The organism is Pseudomonas sp. C32, from assembly GCF_030417915.1.
Classification (GTDB): domain Bacteria; phylum Pseudomonadota; class Gammaproteobacteria; order Pseudomonadales; family Pseudomonadaceae; genus Aquipseudomonas.
Window position 1 is genome coordinate 89715 of sequence record NZ_JAUHUK010000023.1, and the last position, 19556, is coordinate 109270.

General features: G+C 60.5%; 15 protein-coding genes, 1 tRNA gene and 2 pseudogenes. 9 read left to right on the forward strand and 9 right to left on the reverse strand.

The features are described from left to right. Positions 1-29: 29 nt before the first annotated feature. The 5 genes from QYH43_RS23030 to QYH43_RS23050 all read right to left on the reverse strand — a co-directional run bounded on the left by QYH43_RS23030 (position 30) and on the right by QYH43_RS23050 (position 6590). Positions 30-1307: an FAD-binding oxidoreductase gene (locus QYH43_RS23030; RefSeq protein WP_095058528.1), complete on the reverse strand. Its 1278-nt coding sequence runs from the start codon at positions 1305-1307 to the stop codon at positions 30-32. Positions 1308-1309: 2 nt separating this feature from the next. Next, the gene (locus QYH43_RS23035; RefSeq protein ID WP_095058529.1) at positions 1310-2887 is read right to left on the reverse strand and encodes an aldehyde dehydrogenase (NADP(+)); all 1578 of its coding nucleotides are present in this window, start codon (positions 2885-2887) and stop codon (positions 1310-1312) included. Between the two features lie 80 nt (positions 2888-2967). After that, complete coding sequence (locus tag QYH43_RS23040; RefSeq protein ID WP_095058530.1) at positions 2968-3915, reverse strand: dihydrodipicolinate synthase family protein; 948 nt, start codon at positions 3913-3915, stop codon at positions 2968-2970. Positions 3916-3970: 55 nt separating this feature from the next. Next, positions 3971-4897: a 4-hydroxyproline epimerase gene (locus tag QYH43_RS23045; RefSeq protein ID WP_095058531.1), complete on the reverse strand. Its 927-nt coding sequence runs from the start codon at positions 4895-4897 to the stop codon at positions 3971-3973. A 46-nt stretch (positions 4898-4943) separates the two neighbouring features. Further along, positions 4944-6590, reverse strand: coding sequence for an APC family permease (locus tag QYH43_RS23050; protein ID WP_095058532.1), 1647 nt, complete (start codon positions 6588-6590; stop codon positions 4944-4946). A gap of 187 nt (positions 6591-6777) precedes the next feature. Between QYH43_RS23050 and QYH43_RS23055 the strand changes: the two genes are divergently transcribed. The 3 genes from QYH43_RS23055 to QYH43_RS23065 all read left to right on the forward strand — a co-directional run bounded on the left by QYH43_RS23055 (position 6778) and on the right by QYH43_RS23065 (position 10791). Further along, entirely contained in the window at positions 6778-7572 is a 795-nt protein-coding gene (locus tag QYH43_RS23055) for an AraC family transcriptional regulator (protein ID WP_095058533.1), read from the forward strand. Positions 7573-7647: 75 nt separating this feature from the next. Further along, a complete protein-coding gene (locus QYH43_RS23060; RefSeq protein ID WP_008021538.1) occupies positions 7648-8028 on the forward strand; it encodes a RidA family protein in 381 nt (126 codons plus the stop codon). A 774-nt stretch (positions 8029-8802) separates the two neighbouring features. Next, on the forward strand, positions 8803-10791 hold the full coding sequence (locus QYH43_RS23065) for a U32 family peptidase (RefSeq protein ID WP_095058534.1): 1989 nt from the start codon (positions 8803-8805) through the stop codon (positions 10789-10791). 54 nt (positions 10792-10845) lie between these two features. On the opposite strand, the gene QYH43_RS23070 is transcribed toward QYH43_RS23065, so the two are convergent. Next, the gene (locus QYH43_RS23070) at positions 10846-11289 is read right to left on the reverse strand and encodes a hypothetical protein (protein WP_095058535.1); all 444 of its coding nucleotides are present in this window, start codon (positions 11287-11289) and stop codon (positions 10846-10848) included. 351 nt (positions 11290-11640) lie between these two features. Here QYH43_RS23070 and QYH43_RS23075 point away from each other — a divergent pair. Beyond that, a tRNA-Gln gene (locus QYH43_RS23075) sits at positions 11641-11715 on the forward strand. Positions 11716-11988: 273 nt separating this feature from the next. Then, the gene (locus tag QYH43_RS23080; protein WP_177408818.1) at positions 11989-13002 is read left to right on the forward strand and encodes a GlxA family transcriptional regulator; all 1014 of its coding nucleotides are present in this window, start codon (positions 11989-11991) and stop codon (positions 13000-13002) included. 21 nt (positions 13003-13023) lie between these two features. On the opposite strand, the gene QYH43_RS23085 is transcribed toward QYH43_RS23080, so the two are convergent. Further along, positions 13024-13686: a glutathione S-transferase family protein gene (locus QYH43_RS23085; RefSeq protein WP_095058536.1), complete on the reverse strand. Its 663-nt coding sequence runs from the start codon at positions 13684-13686 to the stop codon at positions 13024-13026. 311 nt (positions 13687-13997) lie between these two features. Between QYH43_RS23085 and QYH43_RS23090 the strand changes: the two genes are divergently transcribed. Genes QYH43_RS23090 through QYH43_RS23100 form a run of 3 tightly spaced genes read left to right on the forward strand, consistent with a single transcriptional unit; the run spans position 13998 to position 17109 of the window. Beyond that, positions 13998-15047: a 2OG-Fe(II) oxygenase family protein gene (locus QYH43_RS23090; protein WP_095058537.1), complete on the forward strand. Its 1050-nt coding sequence runs from the start codon at positions 13998-14000 to the stop codon at positions 15045-15047. Position 15048: 1 nt separating this feature from the next. Further along, positions 15049-15990, forward strand: a complete 942-nt coding sequence (locus QYH43_RS23095; protein ID WP_301158193.1) for a hypothetical protein — start codon at positions 15049-15051, stop codon at positions 15988-15990. Positions 15991-16029: 39 nt separating this feature from the next. Then, the gene (locus tag QYH43_RS23100) at positions 16030-17109 is read left to right on the forward strand and encodes a putative urea ABC transporter substrate-binding protein (RefSeq protein WP_095058539.1); all 1080 of its coding nucleotides are present in this window, start codon (positions 16030-16032) and stop codon (positions 17107-17109) included. Between the two features lie 17 nt (positions 17110-17126). Here the strand turns inward: QYH43_RS23100 and QYH43_RS23105 are convergent. Next, positions 17127-17369 (reverse strand): annotated as a pseudogene (locus tag QYH43_RS23105) (DoxX family protein); the annotation flags it as partial. 314 nt (positions 17370-17683) lie between these two features. Between QYH43_RS23105 and QYH43_RS23110 the strand changes: the two are divergent. After that, the gene (locus QYH43_RS23110; protein ID WP_301158194.1) at positions 17684-19186 is read left to right on the forward strand and encodes an aldehyde dehydrogenase family protein; all 1503 of its coding nucleotides are present in this window, start codon (positions 17684-17686) and stop codon (positions 19184-19186) included. Positions 19187-19302: 116 nt separating this feature from the next. Here QYH43_RS23110 and QYH43_RS23115 read toward each other — a convergent pair. Beyond that, positions 19303-19425: pseudogene (locus QYH43_RS23115) on the reverse strand (carbonic anhydrase); the annotation flags it as partial. Positions 19426-19556 lie beyond the last annotated feature (131 nt).

Consider the following 19556-nt stretch of genomic DNA (forward strand, 5'->3'; position numbering starts at 1 on the left):
ACCATCACTTGATGGTTCTACAGTTTCCCTCAAAAACGATCCAGTCTGTAGGGCTCAGTCGCGGGTAATCCTGTAGAGGCTGCGACACTCCCGGGCAGGGCCAGTTGTGCGATGAGTTCGGCCGTTACTGCGGCCTGCGTCAGCCCCAGATGTTGATGACCGAAAGCAAGCAGGACCTTGCCGTCGCACACCCGGTCGATGATCGGCAGCGAATCCGGCAGCGAAGGGCGGAACCCCATCCACGGCGTTGCGGCTTCGGCATTCAACTCACGACGGAACAAGCCTTTGCTCAAGCGGTGCAATTGCCAGGCGCGCTCCATGCTCGGTGGCTGATCAAGGCCAGCGAACTCGACCGTCCCCGCCAGCCTCAAGCCTTCGGACATGGGCGTCATGATGAATTTGCGCTCCAGCGAGGTGACGGCAAACGGCAACCGTTCGAGCTCAAGGGGCAACATCAGGTGATAACCGCGCTCGGTGTCCAGCGGGACTTTTTTGCCGGTCAGCGCAGCGGTGAGTTTCGCCGAGTGAGCACCGCAGGCGATCAGGACTTGTCGGCTGGAGACTCGGCCTTGATCGGTGATCAACGAAACGCCGTGTTCAGTGAGCTGTCCGCCATCGACCCGTTGCTTGAGGAACTGCACGCCGCTAGCCTTGGCCGCATTGACCAGTTCGCCAACCACCCGAAACGGGTCGAGGAAATGTCCGGTGCGCGGGAAGAACAATCCGCCCCTAATGCCTTCGCTCAGTTGCGGGGCCGCTTCGCGCACGGCGTTGGCCTGCCAGAAATCGACGGGCACCTGTTGCTGGCGCATGCGTGCCAGCACTGCTTCGATAGCAGGTTGTGAATCGGGCCGTTCGAACACCAGCAGCGAGCCGTCTTCTTTCAGCAGATCAGGGCGGGCGATTCCGCTCAGCAACCGTTGCCAGGCGTCCAGGCTGCTTTCATTCAAAGCGCGGATACCGGCCACGGTGCGCTGGAACGGCGCCGGGCGCAGGTTCAGCAACAGACGCATGAACCAGGGCAGGGCGCGGGGCATGTATTTCCAGTCCAGGCGCAGCGGGCCCATCGGGTCCATGAGCATGGCGGGCAGGCGCTTGAGGATCGACAGGTCGGCGATGGGAAACACCTGCTCGGTGGCCAGGTGCCCGGCGTTGCCAAATGAAGCGCCGCGACCGGGTTCCTGCTGGTCGATGACCACCACTCGATGGCCTTGGCGGGCGAGCTGCAAGGCGCAGGCAACGCCGATGATCCCGGCGCCGACCACGGCAATGTCATGGGCAAAGTGGGGCGAGGAAAGATTCGACATGGCTAGGCTTCTCTCTGGCCGTCGAGTAGGCGCCGCAGTTGCAGCGGATTACCCTGCTGGAGCGCGGCGGGGAGCAAGGCGTCCGGGAAATCCTGATAGCACACCGGGCGCAGGAACCGCAGGATTGCCGCGGTGCCGACCGAGGTGGTACGTGGGTCGGACGTCGCCGGGAACGGCCCGCCATGGACCATGGCATCGCACACTTCGACGCCGGTTGGCCAGCCGTTGACCAGCAAGCGGCCCGCCTTGCGTTCCAGCACCGGCAGCAAGGCCCGAGCGCTGTCCAGATCGGCGTCATCCAGTTGCAGCGTGGCGGTCAACTGGCCTTCGAGGTGCTCGATGACCTGACGCATTTCATTGTCATCGGCGCATTGCACGATCAGCGAAGCGGCGCCGAACATTTCAGCCTGCAACGCGGGGTCCGCGAGAAAATCCTGTGCTCGGCTGACGAACAAATGGGCCTGGCATTGGTTGGGTGTTTCACCCGCCAAACCGACGGCCGCTGCCTGGGCATGCGCATGCTCGACCAGCGAGCCGACGCCGGCCTCGTAGGCACTGAAAATCCCGGGCGTGAGCATGGTTTGCGCGGGGCTGCGACGCACAATGTCGGCTGCTGCGCTGATGAAACGATCGAGGGCAGCGCCTTGGCGGGCGATCACCAGACCAGGGTTGGTGCAGAACTGACCGGCGCCCTGGGTCAGCGATGCGACGAAGCCTTGAGCCAATGCCTCACCGCGAGCTTGCAGGGCGGCCGGGAACAGCAACACCGGATTGATCGAACTCATTTCCGCGTACACCGGGATCGGTTCCGGACGTGCCTGCGCCGCTTGGCACAAGGCGATGCCGCCACTGCGTGAACCCGTAAATCCAACGGCCTTGATGCGCGGGTCAGTGACCAGGGCGATGCCGACTTCGCGACCGGAGCCGAACAGCAGCGAAAACACACCCTCGGGCAGCGCGCACTGTTTCACCGCACGCGCCACCGCACGGCCGACCAGTTCGCTGGTCCCCGGATGAGCGCTGTGCGCCTTGACCACCACCGGGCAACCGGTGGCCAATGCCGAAGCGGTGTCGCCACCGGCGACGGAGAAGGCCAGTGGAAAATTGCTCGCACCGAACACCGCCACCGGGCCCACGGGGATCTGTCGTTGGCGCAGGTCCGGACGGGGCAGGGGTTGACGTTCCGGCAGCGCGTTGTCGACGCGTACATCCAGCCATTCGCCGGCGCGCACGGTGCGGGCAAACAGGCGCAGTTGCTGACAGGTGCGGCCCCGTTCGCCCTGGATGCGCGGACGCGGCAGGCCGGTCTCAGCCACAGCGCGGTCGATCAGTTCATCGCCGAGGGCTTCGATCTCGCTGGCGATGGTTTCGAGGAATTCAGCGCGTGCGTCCAGCGAGGTTGCGCGATAGCCGTCGAAGGCGGCCGATGCCAGGGCACACGCCTGTTCGACGTGCTCGCGGCCACCTCCGAGGTAGGCCGGTTCGAGTGGCAAGCCAGTGGCGGGATTAATGGCCCGGATCGCTTCGCGATGCCCGGTAACGGCTTGCTGGCCGATCAGCAGGTTGCCTGTCAGAGTCATGGTGGTTCCTGAAAAAAATAGGTGGGGACGAAAACAAAAGCGGCGCGACCCGGCGCGCCGCCGTGCAAGCCGGGTGAACGTCAGGCGACGTTCTGCTCGGCCGACCAGTGCTCGTACCACTGGCGGAACAGCGCGTACTGGTTCTCGGCGTAACGACGCTGGGCATCGCTGAGCACATCGGTTTCGTTGAAGTGCAGCGCGTATCCCTTGTCGCCGTTGAGCACCATCAGGTGCTTGTAATAAAGCACCAGGTCGCAACCCTCGTCGAAGGACGACAGCACCGCCAGTGCCGATTCCAGCTCGCGGGCCTGACGACGGGCCTTGGCGTCGCCTTTGGCAGCTTGCTTGCTCAATGCCACCAGTTGCAGCACTTCGCGTGGCAGGGCGTTGCCGATGCCGGTGATGGCGCCGGTGGCGTTGCAGTTGACGAAGCCGTGCACCACTTGGGTGTCGACACCGACCATCAGGGTGACGGCGTCATCCTTGGAGGTGATGTGTTCGGCGGCGTAGCGCAGGTCGGCAGCACCGCCGAATTCCTTGAAACCGATCAGGTTCGGGTACTCGCGACGCAGTTCGAAGAACAGGTCGGCACGGGTGGCGAAGCCGTAGTAAGGGCTGTTGTAGATCACGGCGGGCAAGCCCGGTGCGGCTTTCAGAATCGCGGCGAAGTGAGCTTTTTGCGCGGTGGCCGAAGCGCCACGGGACAGCACACGAGGAATGACCATCAGGCCATGGGCGCCGACCTTGGCCGCATGCGCCGCATGGGACACCGCTTCGCGGCTGTTGACCGCACCGGTACCGACGATGGTCGGAATGCCGGCAGCCACCAGACGGGCTACGCCTTCCTGACGCTCGGTTTCGGTGAGCAGCGGCCAGTCACCCATGGAACCGCAATACACGACGGCGCTCATGCCGATGTCGATCAGCTCGCGACCCTTGGTCACCAGTGCGTCGAAGTCCGGCTTGCGGTCGGCGGTGCACGGGGTCATCAGTGCCGGAATGCAGCCAGTAAAAATGTTGTCGCTCATTGTTGTAACTCCTTGAAGCGTTCATACAGATTGATTGAGGAAAGACGCGTAGGGCTCAGATGCCCCACGCAAAGGGATCCTGTTCGTCGATCAGCAACATGGCGTCGGCGGTCATGTAGGCGCGGCCCGTGATGGACGGGATGATGCGTTCGCCGTCCCATTCATAGCTGCCGACGAACTGGCTGCCGGTGATGCTGGCCTGGACCCAGCGCTCACCGACGGCGAGTTTTCCGTCGGCCGCCAGGCAGGCCAGTTTGGCGCTGGTGCCGGTGCCGCAGGGTGAGCGGTCGTAGGCCTTGCCCGGGCACATGACGAAGTTGCGGCTGTCGGCCTGGTCGTCCTCGGCGAACAATTCGACGTGGTCGATCAGCGCGCCGTCTTCGCCGTGGATGCCTTGGGCTTCGAGGGCCTTGAGCATCGCCCAGGTGTACTCGGTCAGGGCGTCGACGTTGTCCATCTGCAACGTTTTGCCGTGGTCGGACACCAGGAAAAACCAGTTGCCGCCCCAGGCGATATCGCCATGGACACGACCATGGCCGGGCACCTCGACCGGCACCTGTTGGCGGTAGCGGTAAGCGGGCACGTTGCGCAGGGTGACGTTGCCGTCCTCATGCAACGTCGCGTTGACCGGGCCGACCGGGGTGTCGATCTTGTGCACGCCGGGCTGGATATGCCCCAGGTAATGCAGCGAGTTGACCAGGCCGATGGTGCCGTGGCCGCACATGCCGAGGTAGCCGGCGTTGTTGAAGAAAATCACGCCGCAGGTGGCATCCGGCGACACCGGTTCGCAGTACAGCGCACCCACCAGCACATCGTTGCCACGAGGTTCCAGCAGGCAGGCGCGACGCCATGGATCATGCTGCTCGCGCAGGGCATCGCGCTTCTCGGCCATGGTCCGGCCGGGCAACTGGGGCAGGCCCGACATCACCAGGCGAGTCGGTTCGCCGCCGGTGTGGGAATCAATGACATGTACTTTTTTCATAAACCTTTCCATTCAGAGGAACACGCAGGCATTGCTGGCCTGAATTTCAGCGAGAGGTCTGGGCGGACACGCCGATTGGACGCTGGCCAGTGGTCGTGCCGGGGTGAACAGAATCGGCTTCGCTTTCAGCGTCCTCTTCTTCCAGGCGAACCAGATGCGCCGGCACGCCGGTGGCCGCGCCCCAGTAGTAAATGCCCATCGCACAGGCCGCCACGACCACGGTGTCGAAAGGATGGGTGAGTACGCCCATGCCGCCGAAACTGCCGAGCCAGGACAGCACGATGGTCACGGCGTAGAAGCCGATCAGCCATGCCGAAGAACGCACTTGCTGGGCCAGGCTCAGGTGTTGCGTCGGCACATAGCGACCGCACAGCAGGTAGATCACGAACATCAGGATTTGCAGGCCGAGCAGCCAGGACACGGTGTTCCAGCCCGACCAGTAGACGATCAGCGCGGCAATGATGAACGACACCGGGCCGAGGACGCCCATGCGCTTGACCTTGAATGGTCGCGGCATGTCCGGCGCATTGCGGCGCAGGGCGGCAACGGAGACCGGCGCCACGGCGTAGCTCAACACCAGCGCGGCGGAGACCACGTTGATCAGGGCTTCCCACGAAGGGAAGGGCAGGGTCCAGAACACAGACAGGGCAAAGGTCAGCCACAGCGCCGGACGCGGGATGCCGGACTTTTCGTCGATGCGGGTGAAGATCTTGAAGAAGGTCCCGGTTTGCGCCCAGCCGTAGATCACACGTGGGGTGGCGTTCATGTAGATGTTGCCGCAACCGCTCGGGGAGATCACCGCGTCGGCCACCACCAGATAAGCCAACCAACCCACACCCAACGCCAGGGCGATATCGCGGTAGGGCAGGGCCAGTTCTTTGGCGACGCCGGCCCAGCCATTGGCGAGCATTTCGGTGGGCACGCCGCCGAGGAAGGCCACTTGTAGCAGCACATAAATCGCGGTGGAGAGCAGTACGGAGAGGATCAGTGCAATCGGGATGGTGCGTTGCGGATTCTTCACTTCGCTGGCCACCGAGATGATCGGCGTCAGCCCCAGGTAAGCGAAGATAATGCCGCCGGCGGACACCGCCATTTCGACACCGGACAGCCCGAACGGCATGAAGCCCTGGGACTGGAAGTTCTCCGGTTTGAAAAAGGTGAACAGCACGCCGATCACCAGCAACGGCACGATGAACTTGAACAGGCTGATCAGGTTGTTGGCCTTGGCGAAGGTTTTCACGCTGTAGTAGTTGAGCATGAAGAACAGGCACAACAGGCCAAACTGCACCAGCCAGCCAAGCGCCGTTGGATTGCTGGAGCCGGCCTGCGTCAATGCGGGAAACCATGCAGCAGCGTACTGACGCGCAGCGACCACTTCGATGGCCACCAGGCTGGAAAACGCGATCAGCGTGATGAAGCCCATCAGGTAACCCAGCAGCGGGCCGTGGGAATAAACCGGGTAGCGAATCACACCGCCGGCACGGGGCAGCGCCGCGCCTAATTCACAATAAACGATGCCCAACAGCAGAACGGCAAACCCGCCCAGCAACCAGGAAAATATCCCCGCCGGCCCCGCAATCGCGGAGACGTGACTGGCTGCGAACAGCCAACCGGAGCCGAAAATCGCCCCCAGTCCGATAAACGTGAGGTCTATCAACGACAGTTGTTTTTTGAACTTGCCTTGGCCTGACATGGCATCGCCTTCTTGTGAGTTATTGGATAGGCAGGTGTGCACTTCAAGTCGCCCCGGTCGGTTTTGCCGAGGAGGGCGGTGGCCATAGATTGAACGTGGCGGCGAACTCGCGATTGATGTTTTTCTTGGGTGTCGATGACGAAATCAGCACAATGGGCACTGTCTGATTTTTGCGAAGGGCGGGTTCATGACTCAGGATGCGTTTGCAATGCTGTGCCAGGGCGACGACTCGAATCGCCCCGAATCCATCGAGCAATTGCTGGCCGGCGTTGCGCTGTTGCTGCCCATGCTGGATGTCATTCCCAATGCTGCGATCTTCATCAAGGATGTTCAGGCGCGCTATGTCATGGCCAATCGCACGCTGGTGCAACGCTGCGGCTTGAAGCAGTTGAAACCGCTCTTGGGGAAAACCAGCGCCGAAGTGTTTCCGGCGCAATTGGGCCCCGGTTATACCGAGCAGGACCGACGGGTTCTGGAGCAGGGTTTTGTCCTGGAGGATCAACTGGAGCTGCACTTGTACGGCAGTCGAGAACCGGGTTGGTGCCTGACTCACAAGCGGCCGCTGTATAACCGCCGCAATGAAATCATCGGCCTGGCCGGGATCTCGGTCGACCTGCAATCGGCGAGCGATACGCACCCGGCGTATCAGCGCCTGGCGGCGGTCGATGAGCACATTCGCGCGCACTTCAATCGACGCGTGACGCTTGGCGAACTGACGCGCATCGCCGGTATTTCAGTGGCGCAACTGGAGCGCTACTGCAAGCGCGTGTTCCACCTGACACCGCGGCAGATGATCCAGAAAGTGCGCCTGGAACATGCTTATCGTCTGCTGCACACCGAGATGCCGATCACCGACGTTGCCTTGCAATGCGGCTACACCGACCACAGTGCGTTCACTCGGCAGTTCAAGGCCTCGACCGGATTCACGCCGCGTCAGTACCGGCAGGCGACCGGTCTGGAGCAGTCGTCGAGCCTGGATTAGCGATGCGTCGGGATTGGCCTGTAAACTGGCTGCGTCAAAGGCATTCGCCTTACCCTTTCAAGCAAGAGAGTTCCCATGGCAAACCACGACCTGACCTTTACGCCCGATCCTGATGCGGATTCGATTTCCTCCGACGTCGTCGGTTTCGGCGGCGTGCTGGTCTCCACGCAGATTCCGACCCGCGCCGACGGCAGCCTGGAACTGGGCGACATCACCCTGCAAAGCGAATGCACCCTGCAAGCGCTGAAAGTGGCACTGGAACGTGCCGGCAGCTCCATGGACCGCGTGATGCACCTGACCATCTACCTCACCGACATGGCCGACCGCGCCGCGTTCAACGAAGTCTACAAGCGCTATTTCGCCAAGCCATGGCCGGTCCGCGCTGCTGTGGGCGTAGCGTCCCTGGCGGTCGAAGGCATGCGCGTGGAAGTGACCGCGATGGCCGCCAAGGCCTGACCTCCACCAGACATACACAAAACCCTGTAGGAGCGGGCTTGCCCGCGATGACGGCGTGTCAGTCGACATCCATTTTGAATGGTCTACCGCTTTCGCGAGCAAGCTTGCTCCTACAGGGGCATGTTGGTCATGGGCTGAATGTGTGGTCCACGCCGATCAACTGTAGGAGCGGGCTTGCCCGCGATGACGGCGTGTCAGTCGACATCCATTTTGAATGGTCTACCGCTTTCGCGAGCAAGCTTGCTCCTACAGGGGCATGGTGGTCATGGGCTGGATGTGTGGTCCACGCCGATCAACTGTAGGAGCGGGCTTGCCCGCGATGACGGCGTGTCAGCCAACACCCATTTTGAATGGTCTACCGCTATCGCGAGCAAGCTTGCTCCTACGGGGGCATGTTGGTCATGGGCTGAATGTGTGGTCCACGTCGATCAAATGTAGGAGCGGGCTTGCCCGCGATGGCGGAGTGTCAGTCGACATTCATTTTGAATGGTCTATCGCTATCGCGAGCAAGCTTGCTCCTACGGGGAATGTTGGTCATGGGCTGAATGTGTGGTCCACGTCGATCAAATGTAGGAGCGGGCTTGCCCGCGATGACGGCGTGTCAATCGACATACATTTTGAATGGTCTACCGCTATCGCGAGCAAGCTCGCTCCTACAGGGATTCAGGTCGTCAGGTCTACACAAAACGCCACCCGGCAGCACACGGGTGCCCCTCAAGCGTTTCACCGCTACAATGCACGCCTCGACCGTGACAGCCTGACTAAAAAAATATTATGTCCCTGCCCAAACATCATCTGGAATTGCTCAGCCCCGCCCGTGACGTGGCCATCGCCCGTGAGGCGATCCTGCATGGCGCTGATGCGATCTACATCGGCGGCCCGAGCTTCGGCGCCCGCCACAATGCCTGCAACGAAGTCAGCGAAATCGCCGAATTGGTGGAATTCGCCCGTCGCTATCACGCGCGGGTGTTCACCACCATCAACACCATCCTGCACGACAACGAACTGGAGCCGGCCCGCAAGCTGATCCACCAGTTGTACGATGCCGGTGTCGATGCGCTGATCGTCCAGGACCTGGGCGTGATGGAGCTGGACATTCCACCCATCGAGCTGCACGCCAGCACCCAGACCGACATCCGCACCCTGGAACGGGCAAAGTTCCTCGATCAGGCCGGCTTCTCCCAACTGGTGCTGGCCCGTGAGCTGAACCTGCAAGAGATCCGTGCGATTGCCAACGAGACCGACGCGGCCATCGAGTTCTTCATCCACGGTGCGTTGTGCGTGGCGTTTTCCGGGCAGTGCAACATTTCCCACGCCCACACCGGTCGCAGCGCCAACCGCGGCGATTGCTCCCAGGCGTGCCGTTTGCCTTACACCCTCAAGGACGAAAAGGGCGGTGTGATCGCTTACGAAAAACACCTGCTGTCGATGAAGGACAACAACCAGAGCGCCAACATCCGCGCCCTGGTTGAGGCCGGCGTGCGTTCGTTCAAGATCGAAGGGCGCTACAAGGACATGGGCTATGTGAAAAACATCACGGCCTATTACCGCCAGCGCCTCGACGCCGTACTCGAAGACCGCCCGGACCTGGCCCGTGCCTCCAGCGGCCGCACCGCGCACTTCTTCCTGCCCGACCCGGAAAAAACCTTCCACCGTGGCAGCACCGATTACTTCGTCACGGATCGCAAGATCGACATCGGCGCCTTCGACTCGCCGACCTTCACCGGTTTGCCGGTGGGTGTGGTCGAGAAAGTCGCCAAGCGTGACATGCAGGTCGTCACGCACGAACCGCTGTCCAACGGCGACGGCCTCAATGTGCTGGTCAAGCGTGAAGTCGTGGGTTTCCGCGCCAACATCGCCGAGCCGAAAGGCGAATTCGAGGAGGACGGCGAGAAGCGTTATCGCTATCGCGTCGAGCCAAACGAGATGCCGGAGGGGATGTACAAACTGCGCCCCAACCATCCGCTGAATCGCAACCTCGATCACAACTGGCAACAGGCGCTGCAAAAGACCTCAGCCGAGCGTCGCGTGGCCCTGCGTTGGGTCGCTAGCCTGCGTGAAGAGCAGCTGGAACTCACCGCGACCAGCGAAGAGGGCATCAGCGCCAGCGTCACCCTGAAAGGGCCGTTCGGTGCCGCCAACAAGCCGGAGCAGGCACTGGAGCAATTGCAGGACCTGCTCGGTCAGTTGGGCACTACGCAGTACCACGCCATCGACATCAAGCTGGATGCGCCACAGGCGTACTTCATTCCGAACTCGCAGCTCAAAGCCTTGCGCCGTGAAGTGATTGAAGCCTTGACCGAAGCGCGCATCGCCGCTCACCCGCGCGGTGGTCGCAAGGCCGAGACCACACCGCCACCGGTGTACCCGGAATCGCACCTGTCGTTCCTGGCGAACGTCTACAACCAGAAGGCCCGCGACTTCTATCATCGCCACGGCGTGAAGCTGATCGATGCGGCCTACGAGGCCCACGAGGAAACCGGCGAGGTGCCGGTGATGATCACCAAGCACTGCCTGCGATTCTCCTTCAACCTGTGCCCGAAACAGGCCAAGGGCGTGACTGGCGTGCGTACCAAGGTCGCGCCGATGCAGTTGATCCACGGCGACGAAGTATTGACGCTGAAGTTCGACTGCAAGCCTTGCGAAATGCACATCATCGGCAAAATGAAAGGCCACATCTTCAACCTGCCGCAACCGGGCAGCGTGGTCGGTCACATCAGCCCTGAAGACCTGCTCAAGACCATCCCGCGCGCGCCGCATTGACGGACGGGTGGAGCGCGGCCCTGATGCCGCGCTCCACTGTCGAAAAAATCGAGACTAGTTACAGGCTTCAGCGACGGCCTTTTCGGCGCGTTTAAACTCCTGGCTGACGTCCGTAGTGATTTTCTGCTCTTTCATTTTCTGGCCGAGAAATGGTTGCTCACCGCGGGACTCGACTTCTGCATCTTCGGCAACGATCTGGGCTTTGATCGCGGTGGCATGTTCGTCGATGACAGCATCGACCTCAGCCTGGTTTTTTGCGGTGTCGAGGGCTTTGACCAGTTTGCCTGCTTCCGCTTTTTCGGCTTCGGCATAGGCCTCGACCGTCAATCCAGCGGCCATTGCCCGAGCTTGGGTTTCCAGGGCCTTCATGTGCTGCTGAGCGGTGTTGCACAGGGTTTCCTGCCGTTTGCTTTCGACTAGGCTCCAGATGTTGACGCCATAAATTGCGGCACCCGTGACAATGAGGATGACCGCGGCACTGATCAATTTGCCTTTCACATTCCATACCCAAGCGTGTCAAGGGAAGTCCTGTTTTGCATCCATAGCCCGACTCCATTCGAATTAGAAAAGCGTAGCAGACGAAAATTTTCTTCCGGTGAAACGTTTCGCTCAGCGCGCTGCCGTTCGGGTTGAATTGCGGGCTGTAGAAGCGCCTGCGTCAGGGTTTTTACCGTCGCCAAGTGCTTCAATGGGTAGTAAGCATCTGTTTTAAAAAACAATTTGTACTAAAAGGGCTTCCCAGACGGCGAGAAAGTTGATAAATTTCCGCCCGCTCTTGCAGCAACCCTTACAGGGTTCGCAGCGCAGGAGCTTCACAAGAGAGCGCCACGCTCTCGTCGCAACACCTACAGGGGCGTCGCCAAGCGGTAAGGCAGCAGGTTTTGATCCTGCCATGCGTTGGTTCGAATCCAGCCGCCCCTGCCATTTTCCTTACACTCATCCCGTCAGTCGGCCGTCAACGCGCCAGCTTGGGATGATTGTGTCTTTGAGAAACGCCAATGCCTGTTCGGCGTGGGCTCTCCTTTCAGTTGTCTATCCTCCTCTGTCACCCTTGTACTTGATCCTGGAATTCATCTGCAGTAAACAGGGCACATTCCGCGCATTATGCAGACATGCAGATCAGTTTTTTCGGCTTGGTGTCTGGGCATCAAAGGCGTTTAATCAAATGTGGACCCCCATGATCAAGCGAGATATCCGTTGGTAGAGCGCCGTCAGTTCAGTGGTGGCATGAAGGGTAAGAATCTTCGCTACCTCAATGATCATGAGGGCCAACCGGTCCTTCGGGCCCGCGCAGGGTTTTTGTTGCTGGAGCATTTTTCGTTGCCTGCGTTTACCCAGGCGCTCGATACGATTGTCACTGCAAACCTGTTAAGGCCTGCATTGTTCTCAACGAAAACCTTCGGGCTGACGGAAGGGGAAGTGATCAGTGATCTGGGGCTGGTCATTCGACCCGATGCAAGTCTCAATCATGCCGCGATCCAGGACCTGGACTTGCTGGTTGTCTGTGGCGGGTACCGTACGGCACTCAAAGCGGACGATGCATTGATCAATCTGTTGCGCGAAGCGTCTGATCAGGGCGTTACGCTGGCTGGTGTGTGGAATGGCGCCTGGTTCCTCGGACGAGCCGGTTTGCTGGATGGATATCGCTGCGCGATTCACCCTGAACATCGTCCCGCACTGGCGGAAATTGCCAGGCTGGCTCAAGTCACCAGTGAAGCCTATGTGGTTGATCGCGACCGCCTGACCGCATCCAGTCCCAATGGTGCGTTCTACATGGCCCTCGAGTGGATAAAGGGCTTGCACGACAAGGCACTGACCGACGGCATTGAAGACATTCTTGCATTTGAAGCTTCGCGTTACCGGCGCATCAAGCCAACGCTGAACGTGTCGGTCAGCGGTCCTCTCAGGGAAATGGTCAACTTGATGGATGCCAACCTGGAGGAGCCGCTGGAAATGGAGGTGCTCTGCCTGTACGCGGGCCGATCCCGTCGACAGATCGAACGTCTGTTCAAAGAGCAGCTTGGCACCACCCCGCAACGCTATTACATGGACTTGCGGATAACTGAAGCACGTCGACTCCTTCAGCACACCACGTTGACCATCGTCGAAGTCTCGGTAGCCTGTGGTTTCGTTTCGCCCAGCCACTTCAGCAAATGCTACAACGCGTATTTCGGTTATCGGCCATCAAAGGAAATCAGGCTGGTCAAATAACTGTCATGCAATCACCGATGGCTAGCGAAACCGCTGCGCAATGCCATCGGCAAACGGATAGATAGAAAACCAGGGTCTGGCCTCGTCGATCACTCGCTGGAACGAAGGTCGGGTGATCAGCCGCTCGAAATACGCATTCAAGTGCGGGTAGTCATCGGCAAACGGCACCAGCGTATCGGCATAGAACAATGCCGGGCAGGCGGCGCAGTCGGCCATGCTGAACTCGTCTCCGGTGGCCCACATTCTGGACGCCAATTGACGGTCGAGCATGCCGTACGCGGTCGTCAGTGCGGCGCGTTCCCGGGTCAGGTCGCCGTTTGTCGAGCGCAGGCGATCGAGGACGATCTGGTTCATCGGCCCCTGGACGTCGAGGTCGAAAAAACGATCCCACAAACGAATCTCCCACGCAGCCTCCCAATCGTCGGGAATCAGGCGATGTCGGCGTGCATGAAAGTGGTCCAGATACTCGATGATGATGCTCGATTCCGCCACGTCGCGCTGACGTGCGTGATCGCGGATCACCGGAAACTTGACCAGTGGCCACAGGGCTTGAAGCTCTGCCCGGTCGGCCTCGTTGCCCAGGTCGATGATCTTTTTTTCAAACTCGATGTCGTGTTCGTAGAGTGCGATCAGCACTTTGTGGCAGTACGACGAGAGCGGATGGAAGTAGAGAGTCAGCGGCATCTTTCGGTCCCTCGGCCAAGTGCAAACCCGTGCATTATCCGCCTGCACTCGCCGATGTGCGAGGTGCTCCATCGTGGTGCTGTTTGGAGGTGAAAGGGTTGGGAATTGCTTGACCTGACAATCATTAAAATATCTTTTAAATCAATGTGATCGTAACTCGTTCGGTGATCAGTCCGAACGTGGCACGCACATTGCTCCATTCCTCTGGCACCGGTTCTGGTGCGATTGATCCGGGACGACCCGGAGGCCTAGCGGCTCTGCGATATCTGGACGACCAGGTGACATTTTGACTAATCATCAGGAGGTTACTTATGGCGCCCACGCCTCGAACTACCCCTCATTCAGCGTTCGAACACCTGCCCCTCGTGGACATTGGCGGACTGTTTTCCGACTGCGCAGCCGATCGCATCCAAGCCGCCGCAGCGTTGGGGAACGCCGCGCAGCAGGCAGGTTTCCTCTATGTGACCGGGCACGGTATCGATCCGCAGATCATCAATCGTCTCAAGCAACGGAGCGTTGAATACTTCGCCCAGCCGGTCGAGCGCAAGATGCAGGATTACATCGGGCTTTCGAGCAATCACTGCGGGTATGTCCCGGAGGGCGAGGAGCAGTTTGTCGAGGGCAGCATCGATCACAAGGAGGCCTTCGACGTTGGCTTCGACTATGTCCTGCCAGAGGGGCAGCGCCCCATGCTGGGGGCCAATCGCTGGCCAGTGTTGCCGGGTTTCAAGCAGGACATCAAGGCTTACTACGACGCGGTGTTCAGTCTTAGCCTTGCGCTGTTTCGGGGCTTTGCGCTGGCCTTGGGTTTACCGGAAAACGCCATCAGCCAGTGGGTCAATCATCCGCCCAGTCAACTTCGATTGATCCACTATCCGTATTCAAAGGATGCACCGCAGGATCGTCCGGGCATTGGCGCGCACACCGACTACGAATGCTTCACCATCCTGCTGCCGACTGCGCCGGGGCTTGAAGTGTTGAACGGAGCAGGGCAGTGGATCGACGTGCCGCTGGTCGAAGGTGCATTTGTGATCAATATCGGCGACATGATGGAGGTGCTGAGCAATGGCACCTACGTCGCCACGGCCCATCGGGTGCGCAAGGTCAGTGAAGAGCGTTATTCCTTCCCGATGTTCTGCGCTTGCGACTATGACACGGTCATCGAACCTATCGCGCAACTGCTCGAACCGGCAACGCCGAGCCGCTATGGGCCGGTGGTTTGCGGTGAGCATCTGTATGCACAAACCCTGCAAACCTTTCGCTATCTCAAGCAACGCATGGCGCGGGGCGAGCTGAGTTTGCCCAGTGGCGCCAAAGGCTTGTCGTCATTCGGCTACGCCCCCATCTGCGAGGAGGTTTGACATGCACCTTCACGACCTTGTCGAGCAATTTGCACAACAATCACCCCACGGTGTTCCTGACTGGATGCTCGGTTTCTACAAGCGCCGGGCGATCAGTTATGCCGACGGCCTGACCGACGTGCAGACCCACGTGTGCTGGTTCCAGAGTCGCAATTTCACCATCGATCTGCGCCTGCCGCTCGAGCACCAGCAGGTCGCGGCCAAGCCCTTGTCGGCGTACAACGCGCAAGAGCTGCAAGTGCTCGCCAATTACGAAGGCTGGGAAGCCTTGTGTTCCTGGGAAGGCGAGACCCTGAGCTGGCACACGGACACGTCTTTGCAGGTGCACAATCGCTGGCCGGAGCCTGGACTGCTCAAGCGCATCGGTGACTGCATGATCGAGTTCTCACCCAGTGACGCCTACGTCGAAGACTGGCGCTTGCAATCATCGGCACCGGGGGCATTGATCGGCTTGCGACTGCTGCACGAAAAGGAACTGGACAGCGGCCGCGTGCACCACCGTGGTGGTGGGCTGATCGTGTGCGGCGATCATGCGGCGCTGGTGCTTGGGCGTGCCGAGGTGCTTGAGTGCGGCCCCCTCGATCTGCGTGATGCGGTTGCGCGCCATGCCGATGATCTGCCATGGCTCAGCCAGGCCTTCAACTTCGAGACTTCAGTTGCCTGTGGTTCCCTCGCAGAGGGCTACAACGTGACCCTATCGACCTGCGCTGCACGCATCGGTCAGCCGCTGATCTCGCAGGAAGGCTTCGAGATTCACCCTGACGGTCAGCACGTTTTCCAGTTGCTTCAGGTCGACGGTGTTGTCCGCGAGCGCTTGTTTGTCATCGACACGCTGGAGCCGCAGGTCAGCTATTCACCCGCCACCGGCTTCACCGACCGTGCCGCGCAATGGTACGAGCGCGAATCCCCGACATTGAGCCGCTACACCCGGCCGCTCGTTTGAACCCAATGCGTCACCCCATTCATAACCCGTGAGGTTTCCATGAAGGCATTCTCGTGCGTGTTCTACCGTTTTGCATTCGTGTTGCTGGCGTTGTCCTGTGTGGCTTTCGGTGCTTCTGCGGCCGAGAAAAAACAGTCGTTCAAGGTGGCCTGGTCGATCTATTCCGGGTGGATGCCGTGGGGCTACGCCAGCGAACACGGGATCATCGAAAAATGGGCGAAAAAGTACGGCATCCAGATTGAACTGGTGCAACTCAACGACTACATCGAGTCGATCAACCAGTACGCCGCGGGGGCATTCGATGCCTGCGGCATGACCAACATGGATGCCTTGACCATCCCGAGCGCCAATGGCGTGGACACCACGGGGCTGATTCTGGGCGATTACTCCAACGGCAACGACGCCATCGTCCTGAAGAACGGCAAGAGCTTTGCCGACATCAAGGGCCAGCAGGTCAATCTGGTGGAGTTGTCGGTGTCCGACTACCTGATGTCCAGGGCTTTGGACATCCATGGGCTGAGCCAACGCGATATCAAGATCATGAACACCTCCGATGCTGATGCGGTGGCTTCGTTCTCCACGTCCGGGGTGACGGCGGCAGCATTGTGGAATCCGCAATTGAGCATGGTGATGAAGCAGTCACCGACGGCGGTTCAGGTCTTCACCTCCAAAGAAATACCGGGGGAGATCATTGACATGATGGCGGTGAACACCGAGACGCTGGCGGCCAATCCGGAACTGGGCAAGGCGTTGGTCGGTGCGTGGTTCGAGACCTTGCAATTGATGAGCGGCGACGACGGGCAGGCCATCGCCGCACGTACTTCGATGGCCGAGCGCTCGGGTACCGACCTTAAAGGCTACGAGGAACAACTCACGCAAACCATGTTGTTTTATACGCCGGGCACCGCGTTCGAGTTCGCCAACTCCGACGCCATCCGCCATACCATGGACAAGGTGCGCACCTTCTCCTTTGCCAAAGGCTTGCTGGGCCAGGCCGCCACCAGCGCCGATGCGGTGGGCATGCAGTTTGCCGACGGCTCTACCCTTGGTGATAAGAACAACATCAAGCTGCGCTTCGATAGCCGCTTCGTGAACATGGCGGTGGCCAACCAGCTCTGAGCGAAGGCGACCAAGGGGGTGCAGATCAGTTCGGCCCACATCGACAGCTCCCAGTTCAGTGTTGCCGAGACGTGGTTGAACGGAAACGGGAAGCGCTCCTGAATGTCGGCGAACCAGTTCTGGCCGTTGAGCTTCTCCAGGCCCGACTCGAAGAATTCCCAGGCGAGGAACACCCGCAAGGCCAGCGGCGCAATCCAGTCGCCGGCACGGTCCAGGTTCAGGTGCAGGCCTTTGACGGCCGAGGAGATTGAGGTGTTCATGGGCGATGGTCCCCTTGAGTGAGTTGAACGTTTGGATCGGCGTGGCCAATCGACAGACGAATTCAATCAACGGGGTGTATCTGCGATGTGTCGTCGGTGCGGGGTTGTACACACTGTGATACTTCAAACACCGCTTATCCCTTGTAGGAGCAAGCTCGCTCGCGATGACAATGGACCAGATACTTCAATGTGGCTGACCTACCGCTATCGCGAGCAAGCTTGCTCCACACAAAAGCGCAACCACAAAGGGCCGTGACGCTCTCGCGCAATTGCTATACATTTTCCGGCCGCCCTCAGCATGGTGATACCGCTTCATGTCTCTTGCGCTCGAACGTCTAGTCGCTGGCACGCCGATCCCTTTCGCCGGTAACCGTGTCACGGTTGTCAGCCCCGAACTGGCAGAACGCTTCCAGCCCGGTGATCACCTGCTGGTGGAGCAGGTCAGCGGTGAACTGTTGCTGATTCCGGTGGTGGACCAGCGAGCAGCAGCGGTCGCGATCGAACGTGCTGAAGCGGCATTCACGGCAATGTCCGCCGTTTCTGATCAGGCGATCAGCGCATTTTTCGATTTGTTTGCCCAGCGCCTGGAAACCCCTGAGTGCTGGGCCTTGATCGAGGCCGCGAACCTGGCCGACATCGAGCGGGCCAAGGCGCGCGGTCGTTCGACCACACGCCTCTTGGCCGATGAGCGCATGCGTCGCGACATGATTGCCGGGCTGCGCGCCTGGCGCGATGCTTCGGCCATGCGCGGCAAAGTGGTCAGTTGCGTCGAGCACGACGGCTGGAAGGTCGAGCAAGTGGTTTCGCCGCTGGGCATCGTCGCGTTTGTCTTCGAAGGTCGACCGAACGTTTTCGCCGACGCCGCCGGCGTATTGCGCACCGGCAACACTGCCGTTTTGCGCATTGGCAGCGATGCGTTGGGCACTGCTCAGGCAATCGTCAGTCACGCACTGAATCCAGCGTTGGCCGACGCCGGTTTGCCCAATGGCGCGGTGTCGTTGGTGGAAAGCGTCAATCATGCCGCCGGTTGGGCGATGTTCGCCGACCGGCGCCTGTCGCTGGCCGTGGCCCGTGGTTCGGGCCGCGCAGTCAGTCAGTTGGGCAGCATCGCGCAGCAGGCAGGCACCGCTGTCAGCCTGCACGGCACCGGTGGCGCCTGGCTGGTCGCCCATGCAGATGCGGATGCCCAGCGCTTCGCCAGCGTGGTGCGCAACTCCCTGGACCGCAAAGTCTGCAACACCCTGAACGTGTGCCTGATTCACCGTGATCGTGCTGCAGAGCTGGTCCCGCTGTTTCTCGATGCCCTGCAACAGGCAGGCAAGGCGCGGGGGCAGGGCTGCAAGTTGCACATCGTCGAGGGCAGCGAGGCGTACTTGCCGAGCGACTGGCAAGCGGCAACGGTGCAGGTGTATCGCGCCGAAGGCTACCAGACCGAAGCATTGGCCGAACCGCTGCCCGAAGATCAACTGGGGCGCGAGTGGGAATGGGAAGAAACCCCGGAAGTCAGCCTGAAAATCGTCGATGACCTGGACAGCGCCATCGTCTTGTTCAACCGCTACAGCCCGCAATTCACGGTGTCGCTCATCAGCGAAAGTGCCGAGGCTCAGGACCGTTTCTACAACGCGGTCAACGCGCCTTTTGTCGGCAACGGCATCACCCGCTGGGTTGACGGTCAGTACGCGCTGAACAAACCGGAACTGGGTCTTTCGAACTGGGAAAGCGGACGACTGTTTGCCCGCAGCGCGATTCTCTCGGGCGATGGCGTGTTCACCATCCGTAGCCGCATGACCCAGGTCGACCTGGGCGTCAAACGCTGAAGCCTTCCTTCCAGCGACCGCCATCACGGCGGTCGCTGCGGTCTTGATCAAGCAGCCTCAAACGCTCTGCCATACACGGCGCAAGTCGTCGGGTGCTCGGCCAGGGCCACGAAGCCACCCCCGGGATGCGGACTGTATGACGGCACGATGTTGCCGGCGTTGCGGATCACGAACAGCTCACCGGGTTCTTGCTGGGTCAGCAGCTCCGGCACGACGCGGCTGTCGGAACAGGTGATGAACCGGGTGCCGGGGTGCTGCGTGGGGAGCTGGCTTGCCAGCGATGAGGTCCACGAGATTGATGCAAAATTCAAGGCCGCCTTCGCCAGCAAGCCGGCTCCTACAGGGACGGTGACGATCACAAAATCTTGCT

Excerpts from the sequence above, each read along its gene's own strand:
- QYH43_RS23095 (WP_301158193.1), top strand. The coding sequence starts at position 15,049 with ATGCACCTTCACGACCTTGTCGAGCAATTTGCACAACAATCACCCCAC.
- QYH43_RS23090 (WP_095058537.1), top strand. The coding sequence starts at position 13,998 with ATGGCGCCCACGCCTCGAACTACCCCTCATTCAGCGTTCGAACACCTG.
- QYH43_RS23030 (WP_095058528.1), bottom strand. The coding sequence starts at position 1,307 with ATGTCGAATCTTTCCTCGCCCCACTTTGCCCATGACATTGCCGTGGTC.
- QYH43_RS23035 (WP_095058529.1), bottom strand. The coding sequence starts at position 2,887 with ATGACTCTGACAGGCAACCTGCTGATCGGCCAGCAAGCCGTTACCGGG.
- QYH43_RS23040 (WP_095058530.1), bottom strand. The coding sequence starts at position 3,915 with ATGAGCGACAACATTTTTACTGGCTGCATTCCGGCACTGATGACCCCG.
- QYH43_RS23060 (WP_008021538.1), top strand. The coding sequence starts at position 7,648 with ATGGCAAACCACGACCTGACCTTTACGCCCGATCCTGATGCGGATTCG.
- QYH43_RS23055 (WP_095058533.1), top strand. The coding sequence starts at position 6,778 with ATGACTCAGGATGCGTTTGCAATGCTGTGCCAGGGCGACGACTCGAAT.
- QYH43_RS23050 (WP_095058532.1), bottom strand. The coding sequence starts at position 6,590 with ATGTCAGGCCAAGGCAAGTTCAAAAAACAACTGTCGTTGATAGACCTC.
- QYH43_RS23045 (WP_095058531.1), bottom strand. The coding sequence starts at position 4,897 with ATGAAAAAAGTACATGTCATTGATTCCCACACCGGCGGCGAACCGACT.
- QYH43_RS23110 (WP_301158194.1), top strand. The coding sequence starts at position 17,684 with ATGTCTCTTGCGCTCGAACGTCTAGTCGCTGGCACGCCGATCCCTTTC.
- QYH43_RS23065 (WP_095058534.1), top strand. The coding sequence starts at position 8,803 with ATGTCCCTGCCCAAACATCATCTGGAATTGCTCAGCCCCGCCCGTGAC.
- QYH43_RS23085 (WP_095058536.1), bottom strand. The coding sequence starts at position 13,686 with ATGCCGCTGACTCTCTACTTCCATCCGCTCTCGTCGTACTGCCACAAA.
- QYH43_RS23100 (WP_095058539.1), top strand. The coding sequence starts at position 16,030 with ATGAAGGCATTCTCGTGCGTGTTCTACCGTTTTGCATTCGTGTTGCTG.